The sequence below is a fragment of the Streptomyces sp. NPDC038213 genome (genome assembly GCF_055600495.1).
On sequence record NZ_JBVJYM010000001.1, the window covers coordinates 166,308 to 188,822 of the forward strand.

At 72.6% G+C, this 22,515-nt stretch carries 23 protein-coding genes and 1 pseudogene; 10 read left to right on the forward strand and 14 right to left on the reverse strand.

The features are described from left to right. Entirely contained in the window at positions 1-882 is an 882-nt protein-coding gene (gene mca, locus ACZ7JZ_RS00745; RefSeq protein ID WP_470931723.1) for a mycothiol conjugate amidase Mca, read from the reverse strand. 172 nt (positions 883-1,054) lie between these two features. On the opposite strand from mca, the gene ACZ7JZ_RS00750 reads away from it, so the two are divergent. Continuing rightward, on the forward strand, positions 1,055-1,459 hold the full coding sequence (locus ACZ7JZ_RS00750) for a DUF4307 domain-containing protein (RefSeq protein WP_470931725.1): 405 nt from the start codon (positions 1,055-1,057) through the stop codon (positions 1,457-1,459). Between the two features lie 40 nt (positions 1,460-1,499). On the opposite strand, the gene ACZ7JZ_RS00755 is transcribed toward ACZ7JZ_RS00750, so the two are convergent. The 4 genes from ACZ7JZ_RS00755 to ACZ7JZ_RS00770 form a co-directional block, all read right to left on the reverse strand. Further along, positions 1,500-3,014, reverse strand: a complete 1,515-nt coding sequence (locus ACZ7JZ_RS00755) for an FG-GAP repeat domain-containing protein (RefSeq protein ID WP_470931727.1) — start codon at positions 3,012-3,014, stop codon at positions 1,500-1,502. A gap of 232 nt (positions 3,015-3,246) precedes the next feature. Further along, on the reverse strand, positions 3,247-3,498 hold the full coding sequence (locus tag ACZ7JZ_RS00760) for a hypothetical protein (protein WP_470931729.1): 252 nt from the start codon (positions 3,496-3,498) through the stop codon (positions 3,247-3,249). Then, a complete protein-coding gene (locus ACZ7JZ_RS00765) occupies positions 3,495-3,992 on the reverse strand; it encodes a sigma factor-like helix-turn-helix DNA-binding protein (RefSeq protein WP_470931731.1) in 498 nt (165 codons plus the stop codon). The genes ACZ7JZ_RS00760 and ACZ7JZ_RS00765 overlap by 4 nt, the downstream gene beginning before the upstream one ends. Positions 3,993-4,070: 78 nt before the next feature. Then, entirely contained in the window at positions 4,071-4,592 is a 522-nt protein-coding gene (locus ACZ7JZ_RS00770) for a MarR family winged helix-turn-helix transcriptional regulator (RefSeq protein ID WP_470931733.1), read from the reverse strand. A 267-nt stretch (positions 4,593-4,859) separates the two neighbouring features. Between ACZ7JZ_RS00770 and ilvA the strand changes: the two genes are divergently transcribed. The 3 genes from ilvA (at position 4,860) to ACZ7JZ_RS00785 (ending at position 8,105) form a co-directional block, all read left to right on the forward strand. Further along, positions 4,860-6,092 carry a threonine ammonia-lyase gene (gene ilvA, locus ACZ7JZ_RS00775; RefSeq protein WP_470931735.1) on the forward strand — a complete coding sequence of 411 codons (1,233 nt, stop codon included), beginning with the start codon at positions 4,860-4,862 and terminating at the stop codon, positions 6,090-6,092. Between the two features lie 160 nt (positions 6,093-6,252). Next, positions 6,253-7,248, forward strand: a complete 996-nt coding sequence (locus tag ACZ7JZ_RS00780) for an ATP-binding cassette domain-containing protein (RefSeq protein WP_470931737.1) — start codon at positions 6,253-6,255, stop codon at positions 7,246-7,248. Continuing rightward, positions 7,245-8,105, forward strand: coding sequence for an ABC transporter permease (locus ACZ7JZ_RS00785; protein WP_470931739.1), 861 nt, complete (start codon positions 7,245-7,247; stop codon positions 8,103-8,105). Before ACZ7JZ_RS00780 ends, ACZ7JZ_RS00785 begins: the two co-directional genes overlap by 4 nt. Before the next feature lie 93 nt (positions 8,106-8,198). Here ACZ7JZ_RS00785 and greA read toward each other — a convergent pair whose 3' ends face one another. The 3 genes from greA to ACZ7JZ_RS00800 form a co-directional block, all read right to left on the reverse strand. Next, positions 8,199-8,696 carry a transcription elongation factor GreA gene (gene greA / locus ACZ7JZ_RS00790; RefSeq protein ID WP_470931741.1) on the reverse strand — a complete coding sequence of 166 codons (498 nt, stop codon included), beginning with the start codon at positions 8,694-8,696 and terminating at the stop codon, positions 8,199-8,201. Between the two features lie 163 nt (positions 8,697-8,859). Continuing rightward, positions 8,860-10,008 carry a cystathionine gamma-synthase gene (locus tag ACZ7JZ_RS00795; RefSeq protein ID WP_470931743.1) on the reverse strand — a complete coding sequence of 383 codons (1,149 nt, stop codon included), beginning with the start codon at positions 10,006-10,008 and terminating at the stop codon, positions 8,860-8,862. Between the two features lie 41 nt (positions 10,009-10,049). Further along, complete coding sequence (locus tag ACZ7JZ_RS00800) at positions 10,050-10,727, reverse strand: hypothetical protein (protein ID WP_470931745.1); 678 nt, start codon at positions 10,725-10,727, stop codon at positions 10,050-10,052. Between the two features lie 159 nt (positions 10,728-10,886). Between ACZ7JZ_RS00800 and ACZ7JZ_RS00805 the strand changes: the two genes are divergently transcribed. Together ACZ7JZ_RS00805 and msrA are read left to right on the forward strand one after the other, a co-directional pair. Then, positions 10,887-11,993, forward strand: a complete 1,107-nt coding sequence (locus ACZ7JZ_RS00805) for a hypothetical protein (protein ID WP_470931747.1) — start codon at positions 10,887-10,889, stop codon at positions 11,991-11,993. Positions 11,994-12,112: 119 nt separating this feature from the next. Continuing rightward, a complete protein-coding gene (gene msrA, locus ACZ7JZ_RS00810) occupies positions 12,113-12,784 on the forward strand; it encodes a peptide-methionine (S)-S-oxide reductase MsrA (RefSeq protein ID WP_470931749.1) in 672 nt (223 codons plus the stop codon). A 151-nt stretch (positions 12,785-12,935) separates the two neighbouring features. On the opposite strand, the gene ACZ7JZ_RS00815 is transcribed toward msrA, so the two are convergent. Next, the gene (locus ACZ7JZ_RS00815; protein WP_470931751.1) at positions 12,936-14,420 is read right to left on the reverse strand and encodes a recombinase family protein; all 1,485 of its coding nucleotides are present in this window, start codon (positions 14,418-14,420) and stop codon (positions 12,936-12,938) included. Between the two features lie 57 nt (positions 14,421-14,477). Here ACZ7JZ_RS00815 and ACZ7JZ_RS00820 point away from each other — a divergent pair. Beyond that, positions 14,478-14,579 (forward strand): annotated as a pseudogene (locus tag ACZ7JZ_RS00820) (peptide-methionine (S)-S-oxide reductase MsrA); the annotation flags it as partial. A gap of 52 nt (positions 14,580-14,631) precedes the next feature. Here the strand turns inward: ACZ7JZ_RS00820 and ACZ7JZ_RS00825 are convergent. Continuing rightward, positions 14,632-15,678, reverse strand: a complete 1,047-nt coding sequence (locus ACZ7JZ_RS00825) for an NAD(P)-dependent alcohol dehydrogenase (RefSeq protein WP_470931753.1) — start codon at positions 15,676-15,678, stop codon at positions 14,632-14,634. A 174-nt stretch (positions 15,679-15,852) separates the two neighbouring features. Between ACZ7JZ_RS00825 and ACZ7JZ_RS00830 the strand changes: the two genes are divergently transcribed. Next, positions 15,853-16,707: a helix-turn-helix transcriptional regulator gene (locus tag ACZ7JZ_RS00830; RefSeq protein ID WP_470931755.1), complete on the forward strand. Its 855-nt coding sequence runs from the start codon at positions 15,853-15,855 to the stop codon at positions 16,705-16,707. Continuing rightward, entirely contained in the window at positions 16,704-17,156 is a 453-nt protein-coding gene (locus ACZ7JZ_RS00835) for a GNAT family N-acetyltransferase (RefSeq protein WP_470931757.1), read from the forward strand. Before ACZ7JZ_RS00830 ends, ACZ7JZ_RS00835 begins: the two co-directional genes overlap by 4 nt. Positions 17,157-17,219: 63 nt before the next feature. Here ACZ7JZ_RS00835 and ACZ7JZ_RS00840 read toward each other — a convergent pair whose 3' ends face one another. The 3 genes from ACZ7JZ_RS00840 to ACZ7JZ_RS00850 all read right to left on the reverse strand — a co-directional run bounded on the left by ACZ7JZ_RS00840 (position 17,220) and on the right by ACZ7JZ_RS00850 (position 20,134). After that, positions 17,220-18,251, reverse strand: coding sequence for a GNAT family N-acetyltransferase (locus ACZ7JZ_RS00840; protein WP_470931759.1), 1,032 nt, complete (start codon positions 18,249-18,251; stop codon positions 17,220-17,222). Between the two features lie 190 nt (positions 18,252-18,441). Beyond that, on the reverse strand, positions 18,442-19,710 hold the full coding sequence (locus tag ACZ7JZ_RS00845; RefSeq protein ID WP_470931761.1) for a L,D-transpeptidase: 1,269 nt from the start codon (positions 19,708-19,710) through the stop codon (positions 18,442-18,444). Positions 19,711-19,843: 133 nt separating this feature from the next. Next, positions 19,844-20,134 (reverse strand): hypothetical protein, encoded by a 291-nt coding sequence (locus tag ACZ7JZ_RS00850; RefSeq protein ID WP_470931763.1) that lies wholly within the window; start codon positions 20,132-20,134, stop codon positions 19,844-19,846. A gap of 155 nt (positions 20,135-20,289) precedes the next feature. On the opposite strand from ACZ7JZ_RS00850, the gene ACZ7JZ_RS00855 reads away from it, so the two are divergent. Further along, positions 20,290-20,571, forward strand: coding sequence for an LPXTG cell wall anchor domain-containing protein (locus ACZ7JZ_RS00855; RefSeq protein WP_470931765.1), 282 nt, complete (start codon positions 20,290-20,292; stop codon positions 20,569-20,571). Between the two features lie 218 nt (positions 20,572-20,789). Here the strand turns inward: ACZ7JZ_RS00855 and hutH are convergent, their stop codons facing one another. Continuing rightward, positions 20,790-22,331: a histidine ammonia-lyase gene (gene hutH, locus ACZ7JZ_RS00860; protein ID WP_470932423.1), complete on the reverse strand. Its 1,542-nt coding sequence runs from the start codon at positions 22,329-22,331 to the stop codon at positions 20,790-20,792. Positions 22,332-22,515: the final 184 nt, after the last annotated feature.

Consider the following 22,515-nt stretch of genomic DNA (forward strand, 5'->3'; position numbering starts at 1 on the left):
CTACGCATTCTCCCGGATGCCCGCGAAGAGGTCGTCCTCGGGGAGGGATGTCGGCACGAGCGACTTCACGAGCTCGTACTCCTCCGTGGGCCAGATCTCCTTCTGGATCTCCAGCGGTACGCGGAACCAGCCCCCGTCGGGGTCGATCTGCGTGGCGTGCGCGATGAGAGCCTTGTCACGGATCTCGAAGTACTCCCCGCACGGCACGTACGTGGTCAGCGTCCGCTCGTTGCGCCCGAACTCCTCCCAGCGCTTGATCCACTCCCCGTACGGCGACTCCATGCCCCGCTCCAGCAGCCCTTCGTGCAGGGCGAGGGTGCGCGGCTTGTTGAAGCCCTGGTTGTAGTAGACCTTCTGCGCCTGGTGGACCGGCCCGAACTCCGCCTCGGGGTACTTCTCCGCGTCGGCAGAGCCCTCGAAGGCCACCATCGTGATCTTGTGGGTCATGATGTGGTCGGGGTGCGGGTACCCGCCGTTCTCGTCGTACGTGGTGATGACGTGCGGGCGGAAGGAGCGGATGGAGCGCACCAGCGAGCCGGCCGCGCGGTCCACGTCCTCCAGGGCGAAGCAGCCCTCGGGGAGCGGGGGCAGCGGGTCGCCCTCGGGCAGGCCGGAGTCGACGTACCCGAGCCATTCCTGCTTGACGCCCAGGATGGCGCGGGCCTCGTCCATCTCCTTGCGGCGGACCTCGTGGATGTTCTCCTCGATGTACTTGTCGCCCTGCAGTTTGGGGTTGAGGATCGAGCCGCGTTCCCCGCCGGTGCAGGTCACGACGAGCACGTCCACTCCCTCGGACACGTACTTGGCCATGGTGGCCGCGCCCTTGCTCGACTCGTCGTCGGGGTGGGCGTGGACGGCCATCAGTCGAAGCTGCTCAGTCAAGACTCGATCCCTCGGTGATGAGCGGTGTGGACGGGCTTCTATAGTGACCGAACCGGGGGGCCGAAAATTCCGGCGGGCCACATGTCCGCAATCCGGAAGTGCCCGGCTGATCGGGAAGTGCCTGGTGGTGCAGGTGGTCCCCGGGACGAGCCCACCTGTGAGAGGACAGTCGATGGACGCGGTACGCGAGAGCCTCCCCGAGGGCCGCTACGGGCGGTCGGCGGACGAGCGCGCCGACCGCAACCTCAAGATCGTCGGCTCGGTCCTCGGCGTCGGCCTGCTGGCCCTGGTCGGCTGGTTCGGCTACGACTACGTGGGCGGCCAGACGGTCAGCGGCGAGGTGATCAAGTTCCAGGTGGTCTCCGACTCGGAGGTCGAGGTCCACCTGGAGGTCCGCAAGTCGGACCCGGCGGCGAAGGGCACCTGCACCCTCAACGCCCAGGACGTCGACCACGGCGACGTCGGCCGCGCGGACTTCCCCTTCGACGCGAACAGCAAGCGCATCGACGAACTCGTCACCCTCAAGACCACCTCCCGCGCCACCACCGTCGAACTGGTCGGCTGCCAGTCCCGCTGACCCCGGCCGGCAGCGGCCGCCGACCGGGGCCCGGACCGGATCAGAAGATCCCGGTGATCGCGGTGCCCCAGCCACCCGTGCCCACGAGCTGCGGCAGGCGGGGGGCGGTCGCCGCGCCCGGGTAGAAGAGCAGGCAGCCGGTCGGGCAGGTGCGGGTGGCCGCGGTCCCCGCGGCGTCGACGTAGCCGACCTTCAGGGTGGCGCTCGCCGGGGTGGTCGCCCACAGGTCTCCGGCCGCGTCGCCCGCCTTGGGCTGGAAGCGGCGGTACGTGACCTGGCCGCCGTCCGGATCGCTGTAGGAGGCCGTCACCACGGTGCCCTGCGCATTGCCGGGGGAGGCCAGCAGCGGGCGGTGGGCGGCGGACAGGCGCGCGGCGCCGTAGGCGGTGCGGGCGCCGAGGGTGAAGGCCCCGCGCGCGACCCGGCCCGGGTGGAGGTGGAGCGCGCCCGTGGTCTTGTCCCGGGTCAGCAGGTCGGGCACCTTGTCGCCGTTCTGGTCGCCGACGGCCAGGACGGTGGCGTTCTTCCAGCCGGAGGGGCTGACGGCGGTGCGGCGGGCGAGGTCGAAGGGCGCCGCCTGGTGCGCGGAGCCGTCGGCGAGGGTCCGGCCGGCATACAGGTACAGACCGGAGTCCGTGCAGGTGGTGGCCCCCTTCACCGCGCATTCGACGGTGAGCAGGTCGCGGCCCTTCGCGTACCCGCTGTCGGTGCGCCGGTCCAGGTCCCCGGGGCTGAGCAGCGCGCTCACCCCGGACCAGCCCGTGGCGAGGTCCCGCCGGGCGTACGACCAGGGGGAGCCCAGGCCGTCGCCCGGGAAGAGGCGGAGCCTGCCGTTGGCGAGGCGGACCACGAAGTCCTCGTAGCCGTCCGGAGCTCCGCCCTTCAGGCCGGTGAAGTCGCCCCCGTGGGCCACGAGCGCGCCGCCCCAGCCGCTGCCGCCGACCGCGACGCCCGCCTTGACCCTGCCGGTCCCGTTGCCCGCGTAGAAGAGCAGCTTCCCGGCCTTGTCGGTGGCGACCAGGTCGGCGAAGCCGTCTCCGTTGAGGTCCCCGTGCAGGTCGCCGTGCGGGCGGCCGTCGGCGGGGGTGCGGCCGGGCGCGTAGACGAACTCGGGGGCCGCGGTGCCGATCCGGAAGTCCTGCTGGGTGCTCGGGACCGGGTTGCCGGCCGTGTCGTACGCGAGCACGCTGAGCGAGTCGCCCGGATAGGACACCGGTGTCACGGTGATCAGGGCGCTGCGCTCGCCAGCCGCGACCGGCGTCCAGGTGCCGCCCTCACAGGGCTTGGCGCCCGTGGGCAGGGGCCGGTTGGTCACCCAGCAGAAGCCGGAGAGCTTCGCGGCCGTGCTGCCCAGCTTGAGCGCGACGGGCTTGCGGGCCGGGTACCGCAGCGCGAGCGCCGAGCCGTCCGCCTCGGTGACGGTGGTGACGGCCGGGTCGGCCGCGGCGGCGGCCGGGGCGACGGCGGTCAGGGCCGCCGCGGGGAAGGCCAGGGCGAGGAGCGCCGTCAGCGGGCGGCGCAGGGCGCCGCGGCGGCGCGGAGTGGGCGTGGTCATGCGGGGCTACCTACCGGGGTGCAACAGCCGCACGGCTGCAAATCGATCAAAGTCAGCCGAGTATGCGGTGCAGGTCCGGACCTTGAACAGGACTTTTCTGCGCCCTATGTGACAGCCCCTGGAGGAACCGATCGCCTATGCGAACGTTTGCCCCGATATCGGGGAGCTCACTCCGGGCGCCTTCACGGCCCCTCACGGCCCCTCACGGCCCCTCACGGCCCCTCACGGCCCCTCACGGCCCCTCGACGGATGGTGCGATCGTGGACGGGGGAAGGGTCCAGGGTTCGGTCAGGGCGGCCCAGACGGTGAAGGCGGTGGCTGCGGCCGCCAGGAGGAGCCACGCCGTGCGGCGCAGGGCGCGGCGGCGGCGCAGGAGGCGGTGGCCGCGGGCTGCGGCCTGGGCGGCGAGGTCCGGGGGGACCGGCGGGTGGGGGCCCTCCATGAGGGCTCTCACCTGGGTTTCGCGGTGGCGTGAGCTGCTCATGCGGCCCGCCTCTGCACGCCGGGTACGGAGGCCAGGGCGCGGGCGTACATCGCGCGGACGCGCTCCGGCGGCAGGCCCAGCTGGGCTGCGGCCGTCTCCTCGGCCACGCCCTCGTAGAGCCGCAGGACCAGGACCAGGCGCAGGCGGGGTGTGAGCCCGGAGAGCGGGCCACCGCGGGGGCGGTGGTGGCGCCAGGCGGCGCGGGCGAAGGCCGTGCACAGCTCCTGGCGGGTGTGGGCGTACGGGTCGTCGCCGCGGAGCCGGTCCCACCGGGAGTACGTGCGGGCCAGGGCGTCGCGCAGGAGGGTGCGGGCGGCCGGGTTGGCCGCGGCGGGCTCGGTGGTCAGCAGGGTCGCGGCGTGCAGCAGCCGGGGGGCGGCGCCGGCGACGAAGGCCGCGAACTCCCCTTCGCGGGCCCTGCGTTCACCGTAGGGGCGGCCCCGGCGCCCCTGGTCCTGCCGGCGGCCCTGGTGGCCGCTCCCCCGTACCGTCACGCCCCCATTGGGCGGGAGCCGGGGAGGGTTGGTCAAGGGTCTGGAGCGAGGGTGATCGGGAGGGCCGTCGACCAGTGGTCAGGAGGGCTGCGGCTGGTCCTGGGGGTCGGAGGGGGCGGCGCCCATGCGCTCGGCCAGGGAGAGGTTGAAGCGGGTGAGGAGCGTGGTGAAGGACTCGCGCTCGTCCTCCGACCAGTCCTCGGTCACCTGGGCCATCAGCGCGCGGCGCGAGGACCGCACCTCCTCCAGGCGGGCCAGTCCGCGCGGGGAGAGCGCGAGGACCACCGCACGGCCGTCCTCCGGGTGCGAGGTGCGCTTGACCAGGCCGGTGTCCACCAGCGGGGCGACCTGCCGGGTCACGGTCGAGGAGTCGATGCCCATGCCCGCGGCCAGCGCCTTCACGCCCATCGGGCCCTCCAGGTCCAGCCGGTTGAGCAGCAGGTACGCGGCGCGGTCCATGGAGTTGCGGGCCTGGCCGACACCGCCCAGCCGGGTCTGCTCGGCACGGCGGGCGAAGACCGCCACCTGGTGCTGGAGTGCGTCGAGGAGGCCGGCTTCGGCGGCCGCAGGCACGTCGGGGTGGGCCGGGGAGGAGGGCATGGCCAGGGGCTCTCTTCATACTGCGGGGGACAAGGTTGGGGGACAGAGTACGCGGCGCGGCTGCGACCCGTACCTCCCGCGGGCAATCCTGTGGAAACTCCGTAGGTACGGCACGTTTTGCCGCACGGGAAGGGGCTGTTGGAGCCTCGTACCGGTACGCGCAGCCGTGCCCGCAACCGGGCACGACCGGGCACGACCGGCCCCTTCCGCACCCGCTCCGCACTCGCGGCGCGCGCCGCGGGGCGGGACGGCTGGGAGACTGGCGGCATGAGCTACGCACGGCCCACCCCCCTCCCTTCGGTGATCATCGACGACGTCCGGGGAGCCCAGAAGATGCTGTCCGGGATCGCCCGGGTGACCCCGATGGAGGGCAGCCGCCACCTCTCCTCGCTCGTCGGCTCCCCGGTGCACCTGAAGTGCGAGAACCTCCAGCGCACCGGGTCCTTCAAGCTGCGCGGCGCGTACGTGCGCATCGCCGGCCTCACGCCGGTGCAGCGGGCCTTCGGGGTGGTCGCGGCCAGTGCGGGCAACCACGCGCAGGGCGTGGCGCTGGCGTCCTCCCTGCTGGGGGTGCGGTCCACCGTGTTCATGCCGGCCGGGGCCCCGCTGCCGAAGGTGGCCGCGACCCGCGACTACGGCGCCGAGGTCCGCCTGCACGGCACGGTCGTCGACGAGACCCTGGCCGCCGCGCAGGAGTACGCGGAGAGCACCGGGGCGGTGTTCATCCACCCCTTCGACCACCACGACATCATCGCGGGCCAGGGCACCGTCGGCCTGGAGGTCCTGGAGCAGTGCCCGGAGGTGCGCACCATCGTCGTGGGCGTGGGCGGGGGCGGCCTGGCCGCCGGGATCGCGGTGGCGGTGAAGGCGCTGCGCCCGGACGTGCGGGTGGTCGGGGTGCAGGCCGCGGGCGCGGCCGCGTACCCGCCCTCGCTGTCCGCGGGCCACCCGGTGTCCGTGGACGCGCCGGCGACCATGGCCGACGGGATCAAGGTCGGCCGGCCCGGGGACGTACCGTTCAAGATCATCTCGGAGCTGCTGGACGAGGTGGTGACCGTCGGCGAGGACGCGCTGTCGACGGCGCTGCTGCTGTGCCTGGAGCGGGCGAAGCTGCTGGTCGAGCCGGCCGGGTGCAGTCCGGTCGCGGCCCTGCTCGCCGAGCCGGAGCGGTTCGGCGGCGGGCCGGTGGTCGCTGTCCTGTCCGGCGGGAACGTGGACCCGCTCCTCCTCCAGCGGATCCTGCGCCACGGCATGGCCTCCGCGGGCCGCTACCTCTCGCTGCGGCTGCGGGTCGCGGACCGGCCCGGGGCCCTGGCGGGGCTGCTGGGGGTGCTGTCGACGGTGGACGCGAACGTCCTCGACGTGAGCCACGTGCGGACCGATCCGCGGCTGGGCCTGACCGAGGTGGAGGTGGAGCTGCACCTGGAGACCAAGGGCCCGGAGCACTGCGCGGAGGTCGCGCGGTCGCTGCACGCGGCGGGATACCAGGTCATGTCCTGACCCGGCCGCCCCGGCCGACCGGATACCCGTCCGACCCGTCCGACCCGTCCGCCTCCTCCACCACTCCCCCGCCTCCTTTCCCGTAAAAGCCGGGCGGGAAAGTAGCGGCGCCCATACGATTTGCCTAGGAAACACCCAATTCACAAGGGGAGGATCCTTTATGCCAGGCGCGATCTACGCCGAGGGACTGGTGAAGACCTTCGGCGAGGTACGGGCGCTGGACGGAGTGGACCTCGACGTCCCCGAGGGCACCGTGCTGGGGCTCCTCGGGCCCAACGGCGCGGGCAAGACCACGACCGTACGCGTCCTGACCACGCTCCTCCAGCCCGACAGCGGCCGCGCGGTCGTCGCCGGGATCGACGTGCTGAAGCAGCCGAACGAGGTCCGCCGCTCCATCGGGCTGTCCGGCCAGTTCGCGGCCGTGGACGAGTACCTCACCGGCCGCGAGAACCTCCAGATGGTCGGCCAGCTCTACCAGATGCGCGCCCGGGAGGCGAAGGTGCGGGCCGGCGAGCTGCTGGAGCGCTTCAACCTCGCCGAGGCCGCCGACCGGCCCGCCAAGACCTACTCGGGCGGCATGCGCCGCCGCCTCGACCTGGCCGCGGCCCTGGTCGTCCGCCCGCCCGTGATGTTCATGGACGAGCCGACCACCGGCCTCGACCCGCGCAACCGGCAGGCCCTCTGGGACGTGATCGAGGAGCTCGTCGCGGGCGGCACCACCCTCCTGCTCACCACCCAGTACCTGGAGGAGGCCGACCGGCTCGCCCACGACATCTGCGTGGTCGACCACGGCAGGGTGATCGCCCGCGGCACGTCCGACCAGCTCAAGGCCCAGACGGGCGGCGAGCGCGTCGAGGTCGTCGTGCACGACCGCGGGCACGTCGCCACCGCCCGCGAGGTGCTGGCCGGCTTCGGCAGGGGCGAGGCCACCCTCGAGGAGCACACCCGCAAGCTGACCGTCCCGGTCGCCGGCGGGGCCAAGCTCCTCGCCGAGGTCATCCGCGAGCTCGACTCCCGCGGGATCGAGATCGACGACATCGGCCTGCGCCGCCCCACCCTGGACGACGTGTTCATCTCCCTCACCGGCCATGCGACCGCCCTCACGGAGGACGAGGACACGGGCCCGGCCGGGAACCGGAAGGAGGACGGCGCGTGACCGCCGCGACCACGACCCCCGCCGAGCCCGCCGCCCCGCGCCCGCGCGGGGGGATCGCCCAGTCCGTAGCGGACTCCCTGGTGATCGCGAAGCGGAACCTGATCCGGATGTCCCGGATCCCCGAGATGATCATCTTCGGCGTGATCCAGCCGGTGATGTTCGTCGTGCTGTTCAGCTACGTGTTCGGCGGCTCGATCAGCGTGGAGGGCAACACCTCCCCGCAGGCCTACCGCGAGTTCCTGATGGCCGGCATCTTCGCCCAGACCGTCACCTTCGCCACCGCCGGCGCCGGCGCGGGCATCGCCGACGATATGCACAAGGGCCTGATCGACCGGTTCCGGTCCCTGCCGATGGCCCGCGGCGCGGTCCTCACCGGCCGCACCCTGGCCGACCTCGTGCAGACCACGCTCACCCTGGTCGTGCTCGCCGTGGTCGCCCTGATCGTGGGCTGGCGCACCCACACCTCCTTCCTGGAGGTGCTGGCCGGCTTCGCCCTGCTGCTCCTGCTCGGGTACGCGTTCTCCTGGATCGGCGCCCTGATCGGGCTGTCCGTGCGGACCCCGGAGGCGGCCACCTCGGGCGGACTGATCTGGCTGTTCCCGCTGACGTTCATCTCGAACGCCTTCGTCCCCTCCGACAACATGCCGACGTTCCTGCGGCACATCGCGGAGTGGAACCCCTTCAGCGCCACCGTGCAGGCCGCCCGCGAGCTCTTCGGGAACCTGCCCCCGGGGTACGAGGCACCGGCCGCGTGGCCCATGCAGCACCCCGTGGCCGCATCCGTCCTGTGGTCGCTGGTGATCATCGTGGTCTTCCGGACCCTGGCCGTCCGCAAGTACCGCTCGGCCACCGTGTGAGGCGTCCGGCGCCCGCCCGCAGCGGGTACGCCGGTGCCCCCGGACCCGCGAGGGGTCCGGGGGCACCGGCATCCGTGCGCGCTGCGGTCCGGCTCAGCCGGTGTACGGCTTCACGTCGAGGATCTTGACCATCGCCGTCTTGCCGTTGGGCAGCTCGTACTGGGCCTCCTCGCCGATCCGCTTGCCGTCCACGCCCTTGCCCAGCGGGGACTGCGGGGAGTACGTGTCGATGTCCGAGGACGCGTACTCGCGGGAGGCCAGCAGGAAGGACATCGTGTCGTCCGGGTCGCCGTCGAAGGCGATGGTGACGACGGTGCCGGGGGCCACGGTGCCGTCGGACTCCGGGGCCTCGCCGACCTTGGCGTTCTCCAGCAGCTGCGTCAGCTGCCGGACCCGCAGCTCCTGCTTGCCCTGCTCCTCCTTGGCGGCGTGGTAACCGCCGTTCTCCCGCAGGTCACCCTCTTCACGGGCCGCCGCGATCTTCGCCGCGATCTCGGTGCGGGCGGGACCAGACAGGTACTCCAGCTCGGCCTTGAGCTGGTCGTAGGCGTCCTGGGTCAGCCAGGTGACGCTCTCGCTCGTCTGGGTCACAGGTGCTCCTCGTCGGTACATGGAATACATAGCCGCCAGCTGTGGGCGAAACCACGAGCCTAACAATCGGCGACGGAAAGGGGGAGCACATAAGCCGTACGAACTACGTCATGGCCATATGCTCCCCCATCCGTCGGCCCGGGGTCCGCCGGGCCGGGACGCGTCAGCCGAGGGCCTGCGTCAGGTCCGCGATCAGGTCGTCGGCGTTCTCGATGCCCACGGACAGGCGCACCAGGTCCGCCGGGACCTCCAGCTCCGAGCCCGCCACCGAGGCGTGCGTCATCCGCCCGGGGTGCTCGATCAGGGATTCGACACCGCCCAGCGACTCGCCGAGGGTGAACAGCTGTGCGCGGTTGCAGACCTCGACCGCCGCCTCCTCGCCGCCCGCGACCCGGAAGGAGACCATCCCGCCGAAGGAGCGCATCTGCTTGGCGGCGACCTCGTGCCCCGGGTGCTCCGGCAGCCCCGGGTAGAGCACGCGGGTCACCTTCGGGTGGCGGGTCAGCATGTCCGCCACGCGCGTGGCGTTCTCGCTGTGGCGGTCCATGCGGACCGCGAGGGTCTTGATGCCGCGCAGCACGATCCACGAGTCGAAGGGGCCGGCCACCGCGCCCATGGCGTTCTGGTGGTAGGCCAGCTCCTCGCCGAGGGCCGCGTCCGCCGTCACCAGCGCGCCGCCGACCACGTCGGAGTGCCCGCCCATGTACTTCGTCAGGGAGTGCACGACCACGTCCGCGCCCAGCGCCAGCGGCTGCTGGAGGTACGGGGAGGCGAAGGTGTTGTCGACGACCAGCTTCGCGCCCGCCGTGCGCGCCACGTCCGCGAGGGCCGCGATATCGCTGATCCCGAGGAGCGGGTTCGAGGGGGTCTCGACCCAGATCGCCTTCGTACGGCCGGTCACCGCGGCCCGTACCGCCGCCGGGTCGGAGGTGTCGGCCACCGACCACTCCACGCCCCAGCGGGCGACGACCTTCGCGAACAGGCGGAAGGTGCCGCCGTAGGCGTCGTTGGGGATGACCACGTGGTCGCCGGGGGCGAGCAGGGTGCGCAGGAGGCAGTCCTCGGCCGCCAGGCCCGAGGCGAAGGCGAGGCCGCGGCGGCCGCCCTCCAGCGCGGCGAGGTTCTCCTCCAGCGCGGTACGGGTGGGGTTGGCGCTGCGGCTGTACTCGTAGCCGCCGCGCAGACCGCCGACACCGTCCTGCTTGTACGTGGAGACCTGGTAGATCGGGGGGACGACCGCACCGGTGAGCGGGTCCGCCGTGTTGCCCGCATGAATGGCGCGGGTCTCGAAACTCTGCTGCTCGTGGCTCATGGTCAGAGCCTATGCCGCCGCGAGCAGCAGGGCCCGCCCCGTCAGCCCCAGGCGTGCAGGAAGTCCGCGGCGGGGGTTGCCCCGAGAACGCGGGCGGCGCGGGCGAGGGCCCGGTCCTCCGCCCCGTCGGCGTAGTCCGCCTCCCCGTCCTCCCCGCTCCCGTCGGCGTCGGCGTCCTGGTCTTCGTAGTCCTCGTCGGAGCCCTCATCCGAGCCCTCGTCGGACTCCTCCTCGGCGTCCGCCTCGTCCGCTTCCTCGGCCTCACCCGGCTCTTCGGCCTCTTCGGCCTCCTCGGCCTCTTCGACGCCCTCGGTCCCCTCCTCCGCCGGCTCCTCCGCCTCCGCGGGCTCCTCCGCCGGCTCCTTCTCGTCGGGGTGCACGAAGCGGACGGACTTGGCCTCCGTGTACTCGTCGAGTTCCGCGGCCTCCTCCGGCGCCAGTTCCAGGACCGCGTCCCCCGTGCACTTCTTCTTCGGGTAGACGAGGGCCGTCATCGCGGTGCGGTTGTGCAGGCGGTCGGCGAACTGCCCGTCCGGGAGCCCGCCGAAGTCGTGGCAGGTGTCCTGGCGGGGGTTGGCGATGCGGACCGCGATGTCCTTGGAGGACCCGGGGTAGCTGTACGTGAAGGTCCCGTTGTCGGCGGCGGAGGCGGCGCCCGGCAGCGCGGCGGCGATCACCAGGGCTCCGAAGGTCGCGGTCACAGCGTGGCGCATGGTCATGGCGCGAAGTTAAGGGCGCATAAGAAAGCAGAAACGATGCTGCGCAGCGCCGCGTCCACGAGTTCCCCCGTTGGGGCCTGACGGCGCCACCGCCGCCCCGCCGCCCGCAGCGCCCCGGGCCCGCCCCGCGGAGCTGCGGGGATGTGGAACGCTTGAGGCATGGAGATTCTGTGGTTCCTGTTCGCGATGGGCATGCTGGCGGCCGTCCTCGTCCCGTACCTCCGCCGCCGGCGCGGCGGGATCCGGCTGGTGTCCCCGGGCGCGCCCGACGCCGCCGACCCGGCCTCCTACGGCTTCGTACGGCAGGAGCTCCTCGACATCCGCGTGCCGGGCCCGGACCAGGACCTGATGGACGTGCTCGGCCTGGTGCAGAGCAGCCGGGACTGGCGGGCGGCCTCCCAGCTGCTGGCCGGCACCCCCAAGGACGGGGAGGTCCGCTGGCAGCGCGTACAGGCCTTCGCGGGCGCCGCGGCCCTGGAGCTGTCGCAGCAGCCCGGCACCGGCGCCGGCTGGCTGCGGGCCTGGCGGCTGGAGTCCCCGAAGGACGCGGGCGGCGCGCAGGTGCACGCCGAGTTCCTGGTGCAGCAGGCCTGGCGGGCCTCGGGCGGCGTGGGCTCCGACGACCACCGGATCATCCTCGAAGAGGCCCGTACGGCCTGCGGTGACGCGGCGCTGCTCGCGCCCGGCGACCCGGTCCCGTACATCACGGAGCTGGCGGTCGCCCGCGGGCTGGCGTACCCGGAGCCGCAGTTCGACGAGCTGTGGGCCAAGATCCTCGACCGCGCCCCGCGGCACATGGGGGCGCACCTGGCGGCCCTGCACTACTGGTGCGAGAAGTGGCACGGCTCGCGCGGGCAGGCCGACGCCTTCGCGCACGCCGCCGCGGCCCGCGCCCCGCAGGGGTCCCTGCTGGCCGCGCTCCCGCTGTTCGCGGTCTTCGAGCACCTGCCGGAGATCACGCTCTCGCAGAACTTCTACCAGAGCGCCGTGGTCACCCGGGCGATGGACGGGGCGCTGTACGCCGCCCAGTCCGCGCGCGCCGACGACCCGGTGCTGGCGCACGTGCGCCACCTGCTGCTGTTCTTCCTGGTGCGGGCCGAGCGGTGGGCGGAGGCCATGGAGCAGCTGAAGCGGGTGGACGGGTACGTCGGCGCCCTGCCCTGGTCGCACAGCCCGGACCCGGCGGCGGAGTACGCCGTGTACCGCGCCCTGGCCGTGGCCGGGTACGAGGCGAACGGCGGCTCCCCGGCGACCCTGTCGCGCTGAGGCGCGGGATACGGGCGGGCGGCCCCCGTCTTCCCGGCGGGCGGGGGCGGGAATCAGCCCCGCCCCCCGCACGTTGTACGACTGCCGCCCGCACCACAGGACCGCCCCGAGGAGCACCCATGCTGTACGGCCGCCGCACCCCCGAGCTGCCCACGCCCGAGCAGGCCCTCAAGGGCCGCCCGTTCCCGGACTTCGAGCTCCCGGCGGCCCACACGGTCCTCGGCAACCCGCTCGCCGGGCCGTACCCGCCCCACCTGGAGACGGCCGACTTCGGCCTGGGCTGCTTCTGGGGCGCCGAGCGCAAGTTCTGGCAGACGCCGGGCGTCTGGACCACCCTGGTCGGCTACCAGGGCGGGTACACGCAGAACCCGTCGTACGAGGAGGTCTGCTCGGGCCTGACCGGGCACACCGAGGTGGTCCGCGTGGTCTTCGACCCCTCGCTCGTCTCCTACGAGGCCCTGCTGAAGGTGTTCTGGGAGAACCACGACCCCACCCAGGGCTTCCGCCAGGGCAACGACGTCGGCACGCAGTACCGCTCGGCCGTCTACACCCACTCCGAGGCCCAGCAGCAGACCGCCGAGGCCTCCCGGGCCGCCTACGGGCAGGCCCTGGCCGCCGCGGGCCACCGGTCCCCCGTGACCACGACGGTCCTCCCGGCCGCCGACCGCCCCTTCTGGCCTGCGGAGCCTTACCACCAGCAGTACCTGGACCGCAACATCAACGGCTACTGCGGCATCGGCGGGACGGGCGTGGCGTGCCCGATCGGCATCGCCGAGGCTCCTGGGGAGTGACCGACGCCCCTCTCCCGACCCGGCGCACGAGCGGCTGACCAGGCACCGGCATGCCCACAGGCGTGCCGGGCCGATGCTGCCGCCGGTGCTGAAAGCGGTCTGCGGGGGGCACCAGCCGGATGACCGTGCCCCTTTCCGTTTCAGCTCCCTGTCAGTCGCGCCACTTCGGGACCAGCAGGTCAGGGTTGAAGGGGCGTCGGCCTCCGCCGCCCACCGGCAGGACGATCACCGCGTGCAGTGCCTCCCTGATCAGGGCTCGCTTCTGCGTGAGGTCCAGCCCGCCGCAGGTCCAGCGCTCGCGTACGTCGCCCGTGACCCGGGCCGCACGCTGCTGGTTGAGGACGTGGCGCGTACGGTCCGCACGTAGTTCCTTGACCAGAGATTCCATCCTCTGGCTCTCAGGGAAGAACAACTCATCCGAGATCTGGTCCTCCTGCCAAGCCTGGAGGAGCTTGCGCTGCTTCCGCGTCAAGCGTTCCAGTTCGTCTTCCCCGGTCCATTTCTCGTCCGCGTGCGTCGTCCTGGCCGCCCGTTCCTCCAGCTTCGCCAGAACCGCCTCCGTGATGAATTCGTCAATCTTGGCACCGTTGCGTCCCGTGCCACCGCACCCGCCCATTTCCTTGCTCGGACACTGGTAGAGATAGCCGCCGGAGAGATCCGGCCGCGCGGTTGCACGGAGGGGCGCGTTACAGATCTGGCCGTCCCCACCGGGCTTTCCGCAACGGAGAATTCCGGTCAGCAGGTACGACGGGGTGCGGTAGTCCGTGACCGTCCCGTCGGACTTCAGGTTGGGACCGACTCGGGCCGAGAAGACGGCATCGATGGCCATCCACTCCTTCGGGGTGATGATCGGCTCCCAGCGACCCACAACCGGCACACCGTTGGCATCGCGGACCAGCTCGCCGTTGTGCTTCCGCCAGCCACACAGCCGCGGGTTCCACAGTGCGAGCTTCAGCGAGCGGCTCGCCCACTCCTTGTCGTTGATCGTGCGGACGCCTGCCTCCCGCCACTCGCGGAGGATCGAGTGCATGGACTTGCCCGCGATCACCTCACGGGCACCCTTCGCCAGCCACGCCGCTTCCTCAGGCTCCAGCGTGAGCTTGTCGTCCTTCCAACCGAACGGACGCTTGCCGCCTACCGGGATGCCCAGCTCCGCGCGGGCGCGGTGAGAGCGGCGCGCACGCCGCTGCATCTTGCGCACCTCCATCTTGGAGATGACGACGCCGAAGAGGCCCATGGACTCCACGTCCTCGCTATAGAGGTTCTTCGACCCCTTGGCGTCGGCGTAGACGCGCCCTTCCTCGTACGTGAGCGCGTCCACGAACCGTTCGTAGTCGCCCGCCCGGCGCGTGAGCCGATCGTCCGCGACCACGATGACGCCGCGTACGGGCTGCCCGTCCGGCATGTGCCCTGACTTGAGCGCCTTCACCATGGCCTCGAAGTCCGGGCGCACCACACCCGCCTTCGCCGCCGACAGGTCGTTGTCGGTGTAGCGGTGGACGATCGTCCAGCCGAGACGGGCCGCAGTCTCCCCGTTCACCTTGTGCTGGTCCTCGACGCCGCGGCCGTCCCCGGCCGTGTCGGCGGAGATACGCGCGTACGAGACCACCGGGATCGCCGGTGCCGCTCCGCTCACTTCCCACCCCTTTACGAAGAGTCACTAATTCTACGCAATGAGAAGTGGAATGACCCGCAGTACTTGGACAAGAACCCCGGCGGCTACTGCGGGATCGGCGGGACGGGCGTCTCCTGCCCGGTAGGCGTGGCCGGGGTGCCCGCGGCCCCGGAGGAGTAGGCCGGGCACCCCGGCCCTGCCGTCGCCTGGCGGGCAGACGGGCGTCAGACGGTCAGATCGTCGAGGCGTCGATCACGAAGCGGTAGCGGACGTCGCTGTTGACGACGCGCTCGTACGCCTCGTTGATCTGGTCGGCGCGGATCAGCTCGATCTCCGAGCCGAGACCGTGCTCCGCACAGAAGTCCAGCATCTCCTGGGTCTCCGCGATCCCGCCGATCATGGATCCGGCGAGGGACTTGCGGCCGCCGATCACCGAGAACAGGTTGAGGGAGACCGGCTCCTCGGGGGCGCCGACGTTGACGAGGACCCCGTCGGCCTTCAGCAGGCCGAGGTAGGCGTCCAGCGCGAGGGGGGCGGAGACGGTGGAGACCACCAGGTCGAAGGCCCCGGCCAGGTCCTCGAAGGTCTTCGGGTCGCTGGTGGCGCGGTAGTCCGAGGCGCCGAGCCGCAGCCCGTCCTCCTTCTTGCGCAGGGACTGCGAGAGGACGGTGACCTCGGCCCCGAGCGCGGCCGCGATCTTCACGCCCATGTGCCCGAGCCCGCCCAGGCCCACGACGGCGACCTTCTTGCCGGGTCCGGCCTTCCAGTGCCGCAGCGGGGAGTACAGGGTGATGCCGGCGCACAGCAGCGGGGCCGCCGTGTCGAGCGGGAGGGCCTCGGGGATGCGGACCGCGTAGTTCTCGTCGACGACGATGTGCGTGGAGTAGCCGCCGTACGTCGGCTCGCCGCTGCGGTCCCGGCCGTTGTACGTACCGGTCATGCCCTCGGTGCAGAACTGCTCCTGCCCGGCGAGGCAGTACGCGCAGGTGCGGCAGGAGTCGACGAAGCAGCCGACGCCGACCCGGTCCCCGGCCGCGTACCGGGTGACCTCCGGGCCGGTGGCCGCGACGATCCCGGCGATCTCGTGGCCGGGCACCATCGGGTAGATGCCCTCGCCCCAGCCGTCGCGGGCCTGGTGGATGTCGGAGTGGCAGATGCCGGAGTACTTGATCTCGATCAGGACGTCGTGCGCACCGAGCGGGCGGCGCGGGACGGTGGTGCGCTCCAGCGGCGCCTTCGGAGCGGGTGCGGCGTAGGCGGCAACGGAGGTGACGGACATTCCGGGGGCTCCTCGTCAGCAGGGCTCGCGGGACTCGGGTGCGAGCTGTCGGAAACGATGCCGCAGGGGCGGGCGCGGGCCCAGACTCCTGCCGCGCGTACGACTGCTGGTCCTACCCCTGGCAGGGTCAGGATCACCCCCGCGCGCCCCGTGCGGCCCGGCGATACTTTCCCCATGGATCAGCGAGCCGAACTGGGTGAGTTCCTCCGCTCCCGCCGCGCCCGCCTGCAGCCGGCGGACGTGGGCCTGCCGGACTTCGGCCGGCACCGGCGCGTGCCGGGGCTGCGCCGCGAGGAGCTGGCCCAGCTCGCCGGGGTGTCGGTGGCGTACTACACGCGCCTCGAGCAGGGGAACGGGCAGAACGTGTCCGCCGAGGTGCTGGACTCGATCGCGCGGGCCCTGCGGCTCGACGGGGCCGAGCGGGACCACCTGACGCACCTGGCGAAGCCGAAGGCCCGGCGCAAGCGGGTCAGCAGCCGCCCGCAGCAGGTGCGTCCGGAGCTGCTGACCCTGCTGGAGGCCATGGAGGGCGTCCCGGCGTACGTGCTGGGGCGGCGGCTGGACGTGATCGGCTGGAACCGCATGGCGCGGGCCGTGTTCGGGGACTTCGCGGCCATGCCCGCCGAGGACCGCAACCTCGCCCGGCTGGTCTTCCTCGATCCGGCCGCTGGCGACCTGTTCGCGGAGTGGGAGTGCCAGGCCTGCTACGTGGTCAGCCATCTGCGGCTGTACGCGGGCTGCCATCCCGACGATCCCCGGCTGTCGGCGCTGGTCGGCGAACTGTCCGTGAAGAACGCCGAGTTCAGGACCCTGTGGGCGGCCCATACGGTGGCCAGCAAGACCCACGGGACAAAGCAGTTGCGCCACCCCCTGGTGGGTGAGCTCTCCTTGTCCTTCGAAACTTTCAACCTGCCCGACGACACCGAGCAGTCGCTGGTCGTCTTCCACGCCGAGCCGGGCTCCCCCTCGGCCGACGCCCTGCGGCTGCTGTCCTCGTGGGGCGTGGACACGGAGGCCCTGAGCCTGTGAGCGGCTTCTCCCTCTCCCCCGCCACCGGTGCGGACGCCGCGGAGCTCGCGGAGGTGTGGCTGCGCGCGTACGGTGCGGCGCTGCCCACCGTGCGCCGGGCGCACTCGGACGAGGAGGTGCACGGCTGGTTCCGGCACGTGGTGGTGCCCTCCGGGAGCGCCTGGACCGCGCGGGACGGGCAGGGCGCGGCCGTCGGGGTGATGGTGCTGGAGGACGGGGTGGTCGAGCAGTTGTACGTGGCGCCGGAGCGGCGCGGGCAGGGGCTGGGCGACCTGTTCGTGGCGCTGGCGAAGGAGCGCTCGCCGCAGGGGCTGGAGCTGTGGACCTTCCAGGTCAACGGTCCGGCGCGGCGGTTCTACGAGCGGCACGGCTTCACGGCGGCGGAGCACACGGACGGCTCGGGCAACGAGGAGCGGGAGCCGGACGTCCGCTACGTGTGGGCCCCGTAGGACCCGTGAGGGCTCTGGGGCCCCGTAACGGACGCCCGGTGCCGGGCAGGCCGACCGGCCGGCTCAGAGGGCGAGCTGGAAGTACCCGCAGGCGCGCTCGCGGACGTATCCGAGGCGCTCGTTGATGGCGAGCATCGCCGTGTTCCCGTCGGCGACGGTGGTGGCGAGGGTGCGGACGCCGGGGTGGCGGTCGGCCAGTTCGGCGGTCATCCGCAGTTTCACGGCCCGGCCGAGGCCGTGGCCGCGGTGGGCGGGGACGACCACGGTGTCGTACTGGACCGCCCGCCCGGTGTCCGGCTCGGGCAGCACCACCTCGGTGTACGCGGCCACGTCGCCGGCCGGGGTGAGCGCGGCCACGGTGTACATGCGGCCGCCGCGGTCGAGGACCAGGCGGGCGGCGGAGCGGAGCCGTTCGGCGTCCCAGCGGACGGTCTGCTCGTCGAGGTCGCCGGTGGGGGCGTCCGCCATGGCCCCGTGGGCCGCCGCCGCCGCGTCGGCGAGCTCGTCGGGGACGATGCCGGGCCAGCCGGTGAAGCGGTAGCCCGCGGGTTCGGCGACGGCGGCCGCGGCCTCGCGCAGTCCCGGCCGGCCGAGGTCCTGCACGTACCAGGCGAGCGGCAGCACGTTCTCGAAGCCGAGGCGGCGGGCGAAGGCCTCGCCGGGGCCGCCGAGGTCCACGAGGGCGGACACGGACGTGCGCCCGTCGGCGGCCAGTTCCTCCCGCAGCCGCTCCCACAGGGCGGTGGCCGCGCCGCGGCGGCGGGCCTGCGGTCGGACGGCGAGGAGGTCCAGGAAGGCGGTGTGGAGGTTGCCCGGGTCGGAGTAGAGCAGCAGGGCCGCCACCGCGTCGTACGCCGTGCCGCCCGCGCCCTCCGCACCGCCCGTGCCCTCGGGGGCCTCGACGGCCAGGCACAGGGCCCGGCCGCGCGCGGGCGGGACCCGCAGCCGGCCGGCGGTCTCGACCCGGCCGGGGGCGGGGAGGCCGGGGAGGTGCCCCAGGTCGTGGGCGTGGGCGGCGGTCGTGACGGCGAGCCAGGCCTCGACCTCGGGGTCGGAGGGCGGTGCACCGAGCACGGTGATCTTCGGATCGCTCATGCACCCGACCCTACGCAGGGCGGGCGCCGGACCGCGCGGCCGGTGCACGCCGGGCGGCCGGATCGCGCCGGGAGGCTCTGGACGGGGGCCGGGCCGCGCCGGAGCGCGCCCCCCGAAACACCGGCGGCGGGACCCCGGCCCGGGTGGGCAGGGGTCCCGCCGGCGGCGGAGTGGCGGGGTGCGGGCCGGATCAGACGGCCGAGCCGGCCTTCCAGGCGGACCAGTCCATGTTCCAGCCGTTGAGGCCGTTGTCCGGCTGGATCTGCTTGTCCGGGGAGTTCTGGACGGTCACCACGTCACCGATGAGGGAGTTCTCGTAGAACCACGCCGCCTCGGTGTTGGGGTCGTTGGCGCCCTTGGTGTCGTTCAGGCCCACGCAGCCGTGGCTGGTGTTGACGCTGCCGAAGATCGAGTCGGATCCCCAGTAGTTGCCGTGGATGAAGGTGCCGGAGGTCGACAGCCGCATCGCGTGGGGCACGTCCTTGATGTCGTACTCGCCCTTGCCGTCGGCGTCGGTGAAGCCGACCGTGGCGCCGTTCATCCGGGTCTCCTTGAACTTCTCGGAGATCACCATCTGGCCGTTGTACGTCGGGGTCTCCGGCGAGCCCGCGGAGATCGGGATGGTCTTGACGACCTGTCCGTCGCGCGTGACCGTCATCTTCTTGGTCTTCGCGTCGACCACGGAGACCTGGCTGCGGCCGATGTTGAAGGTGGCCGTGCGCTCCTGGACCCCGTAGACGCCGGGGGCGCCCTCGACCCCGTCCAGGGACATCTTCATGGTGACGGTGGAGTTGGCCTTCCAGTACTCCTCCGGGCGGAAGTCGAGCCGCTGGGAGTTGAACCAGTGGCCGACGACCTCCTGGCCGCCGGTGGTGTTCACCGTGATCGCGGACTGGACGGCCTTGCGGTCCTTGATCGGCTTGTCGAAGGTGATCGACACGGGCATGCCGACGCCGACCTTGGAGCCGTCCTCCGGCGTGAACGTGCCGATGAAGCTGTTCTCCGGCGAGACGGTGGTGAAGGAGCTGTTCTCGTGGGCCTCGCGGCCCTCGGCGTCCTTGGCGGTGGCGGCCAGCGTGTACTTGGTCGCGCGCTTCAGCTTGTCCTTCGGCTCCCACTTCTTGCCGTCGGCGGAGATCTCGCCCTCGACGGCGGTGCCGTCGGCGGTCTTCATCTCGACCTTGGTGAGGGTGCCCTCCTCGACGGTGACGAGCGCGGAGCTGTTGATGCCCACGTTGGTCTTGCCGTTCTCCGGCTTGATGGCTATTCGGGCCTTCGAGGCGTCCTGGGCCGCCGCCGCATCGGCGTCCGCCTGCGACTTCCTGCCCGGGTCCGATGCCCCGCCCTTCGTGTCACCGTCGCTGCACGCCGTCAGCACCAGTACGCCGCCGAGCAGGGCGGAAGCCGCCGCCAGGGCCCTGCGCCGCCGCTTGCTGTCCGTCCTCACACGCTTCTCCATCGTTGCCGATTCACCCCAAGCATCCCCGGGCAGGGAGTCGCAAGACCTCCCTGCCTCGTTGTGACAACGCACGTGCGCACGGTTTCGGTTCCACGTCCGGACGGATGTGGGCCATCCCACGGCCGCTCCGCGGCTACCGGTCGTCCTCCGCGCTGTCTCCCCCATCTTCCTCGTCGAGGTCCCACTCCATCGACTCGGGGTCGTATTCGACGGGCTCGGTGCTCCAGGAGGCCTGGGCCAGTTCCACACCGGGGACCTCGGAGACCAGGTCGAAGGGGTCGACCAGGTAGGCGAGGGCTTCCGCTTCGTCTTCCCGTACGGCCGCCTCGGCGTGCCCCCGCTCCTCGTCCGGCATGAACTCGTCGGCGGCGATGTGCGCCAGTGCGGCCCCGGTCAGCTCCTCGGGTCCCGACACCTCCAGCACCAAATCAACCCTAAGACGTACGTATCGTGATGACTCAGAAGTGCTCATGGCACGGAGCGTACGGCCGCGGACCCCCTGGCTTTCCCACGACCCGCCCCTTTCATTAGCATCGGCGCACACGGCCAATTCGCTGCTGCCACAAGGGGGATCGCTCCGTGTCCGCACGTCGCCCGCTGCTCACCGCCATCGGTGCGGGAACCCTCCTCGCCGCCCTCTGGTTCGTCCCCTCGGCGAACGCCACCACGGACCGGGCCGGCTCCGCCCCGCAAGGCCGCGCCGTGCTGTCCGCACCCGGCCCGGAACCGGCCGCACAGCAGGTCAGCCTGGCTGACACCGGCAGTGCGGACACCACTCCGTACCTGCTCGGAGGGATGCTCTGCCTGGGCATCGGGGCCGGTTTCGTCACCTTCTCGGCCACCCGCCGGCAGGGCTCCTGAGCCCCGCCGGCCCGCCGGCCCGCGGTCCTGCCGGCGGCTGCCGGCCGGGCCCGCGGGGAGACCCCGAAACGCCCGGAGGGCCGCCCCCGGTCGATCCGGCGGCGGCCCTCCGGCCGTACTGAGTGCTCCCTGCGGGTGTTTCCCGCGCGTGTTCCGCTTTCCGTTCCGGATGGGCCGGACCCACGGACCGGCCGGACCCGCCGGGCGGCCCGTACGGGTCAGGCCAGCGGGCCGGTGACCGGCTCCACGGCGGCGACGAGGCCGCCCGCGCGGACGAACGCGTCCGCCGCCGCCAGGTCGGGGGCGAGGAAGCGGTCCGGACCCGGGCCCTCGACGCCCGCGGCCCGGGTGGCCGCGATGGCGGCGCTGCTGGCGGGGGCCGGGGTGAGCCCGCGGCGCAGCTCGATCGCGCGGGTGGCGGCGTACAGCTCGATGGCGACGATCCGGGAGAGGTTGTCGACGGCCGTGCGCAGCTTGCGGGCCGCGGACCAGCCCATGGAGACGTGGTCCTCCTGCATGGCGGAGGAGGGGATGGAGTCGGCGGAGGCCGGTACGGCCAGCCGCTTCATCTCGCTGACCAGGGCGGCCTGGGTGTACTGGGCGATCATCAGGCCCGAGTCCACGCCGGCGTCGTCGGCGAGGAAGGCCGGCAGGCCGTGGCTGCGGTTCTTGTCGAGGAGCCGGTCGGTGCGGCGCTCGCAGATGGAGCCGAGGTCGGCGGCGACGATGGCCAGGAAGTCCAGGACGTAGGCGACCGGGGCGCCGTGGAAGTTGCCGTTCGACTCGACGCGGCCGTCCGGGAGGACGACGGGGTTGTCGACGGCGGCGGCCAGCTCGCGGGAGGCGACCAGGGCGGCGTGCGCGAGGGTGTCGCGGCCGGCGCCGGCCACCTGCGGGGCGCAGCGCACGGAGTAGGCGTCCTGCACGCGGGGCGCGGACTCCTCCTGGAAGTGCCGGACGAGCCCGGAGTCCTTGAGGACGGCGGCCATGTTGGCCGCGGAGGCGCCCTGGCCGGGGTGCGGGCGGATGGCGTGCAGCTCGGGGGCGAGGACCTTCTCGGTGCCGAGGAGGGCCTCCAGGGACAGCGCGGCGGTGATGTCGGCGCTGGTGTAGAGGGTGCCCAGGTCGGCGATGGCCATGACGAGCATGCCGAGCATGCCGTCGGTGCCGTTGAGGAGGGCGAGGCCCTCCTTCTCGCGGAGCTCGACGGGGGTGATGCCGGCCTCGGCGAGGAGTTCGCCGGCGGGGCGCACGGTGCCGTCGGGGCCCTCGGCGTCGCCCTCGCCCATGAGGGTGAGCGCGCAGTGCGAGAGCGGGGCGAGGTCCCCGGAGCAGCCGAGGGAGCCGTACTCGTGGACGACGGGGGTGATGCCCGCGTTGAGCACGTCGGCCATGGTCTGGGCGACCTCGGGGCGGACCCCGGTGTGGCCGGAGGCCACGGTCTTGAGCCGCAGGAACATCAGGGCGCGGACGACCTCGCGCTCGACGCGCGGGCCGAGGCCGGCCGCGTGGCTGCGGACGATGTTGCGCTGGAGCTGGGCGCGCAGCTCGGGGCTGATGTGGCGGGTGGCGAGGGCGCCGAAGCCGGTCGAGACCCCGTAGACGGGATCGGGCTTGGCGGCGAGGGCGTCCACGATCTCCCGGGCGCGGGCGAGGGCGTCCAGGGCCTCGGCGGACAGCTCGATCCGTGCGTTGCCGCGGGCGACGGCGATCACGTCCTCGGCGGTGGTGCCGGAGGTCCCCAGCACGACAGTGTGCATATCCATATTCAGCACCCTACGGATTGAATCCCTACATGTCACTAGTGAGTTCGGAGGGTGCCCCTTACCGGCCGCCGCGAGGCCCTTCCCGGCCCGGGGAGGCGGCAGGGGGCGGGTCGCACGCCGGCGCCGGGGGCCCCGCCCGCCGGCCCGCAGGCGGCGCGTGCCGGGCGCCGGGGAGCCC

What these genes read in the sequence shown, in the direction of transcription:
- ACZ7JZ_RS00830 (WP_470931755.1), top strand. Translation starts at nt 15,853, where the DNA reads ATGGATCAGCGAGCCGAACTGGGTGAGTTCCTCCGCTCCCGCCGCGCC.
- ACZ7JZ_RS00840 (WP_470931759.1), bottom strand. Translation starts at nt 18,251, where the DNA reads ATGAGCGATCCGAAGATCACCGTGCTCGGTGCACCGCCCTCCGACCCC.
- ACZ7JZ_RS00750 (WP_470931725.1), top strand. Translation starts at nt 1,055, where the DNA reads ATGGACGCGGTACGCGAGAGCCTCCCCGAGGGCCGCTACGGGCGGTCG.
- msrA (WP_470931749.1), top strand. Translation starts at nt 12,113, where the DNA reads ATGCTGTACGGCCGCCGCACCCCCGAGCTGCCCACGCCCGAGCAGGCC.
- ACZ7JZ_RS00795 (WP_470931743.1), bottom strand. Translation starts at nt 10,008, where the DNA reads ATGAGCCACGAGCAGCAGAGTTTCGAGACCCGCGCCATTCATGCGGGC.
- ACZ7JZ_RS00845 (WP_470931761.1), bottom strand. Translation starts at nt 19,710, where the DNA reads ATGGAGAAGCGTGTGAGGACGGACAGCAAGCGGCGGCGCAGGGCCCTG.
- ACZ7JZ_RS00755 (WP_470931727.1), bottom strand. Translation starts at nt 3,014, where the DNA reads ATGACCACGCCCACTCCGCGCCGCCGCGGCGCCCTGCGCCGCCCGCTG.
- hutH (WP_470932423.1), bottom strand. Translation starts at nt 22,331, where the DNA reads ATGCACACTGTCGTGCTGGGGACCTCCGGCACCACCGCCGAGGACGTG.
- ACZ7JZ_RS00780 (WP_470931737.1), top strand. Translation starts at nt 6,253, where the DNA reads ATGCCAGGCGCGATCTACGCCGAGGGACTGGTGAAGACCTTCGGCGAG.
- ACZ7JZ_RS00760 (WP_470931729.1), bottom strand. Translation starts at nt 3,498, where the DNA reads ATGAGCAGCTCACGCCACCGCGAAACCCAGGTGAGAGCCCTCATGGAG.
- ilvA (WP_470931735.1), top strand. Translation starts at nt 4,860, where the DNA reads ATGAGCTACGCACGGCCCACCCCCCTCCCTTCGGTGATCATCGACGAC.
- ACZ7JZ_RS00770 (WP_470931733.1), bottom strand. Translation starts at nt 4,592, where the DNA reads ATGCCCTCCTCCCCGGCCCACCCCGACGTGCCTGCGGCCGCCGAAGCC.
- ACZ7JZ_RS00805 (WP_470931747.1), top strand. Translation starts at nt 10,887, where the DNA reads ATGGAGATTCTGTGGTTCCTGTTCGCGATGGGCATGCTGGCGGCCGTC.
- ACZ7JZ_RS00800 (WP_470931745.1), bottom strand. Translation starts at nt 10,727, where the DNA reads ATGACCATGCGCCACGCTGTGACCGCGACCTTCGGAGCCCTGGTGATC.
- ACZ7JZ_RS00825 (WP_470931753.1), bottom strand. Translation starts at nt 15,678, where the DNA reads ATGTCCGTCACCTCCGTTGCCGCCTACGCCGCACCCGCTCCGAAGGCG.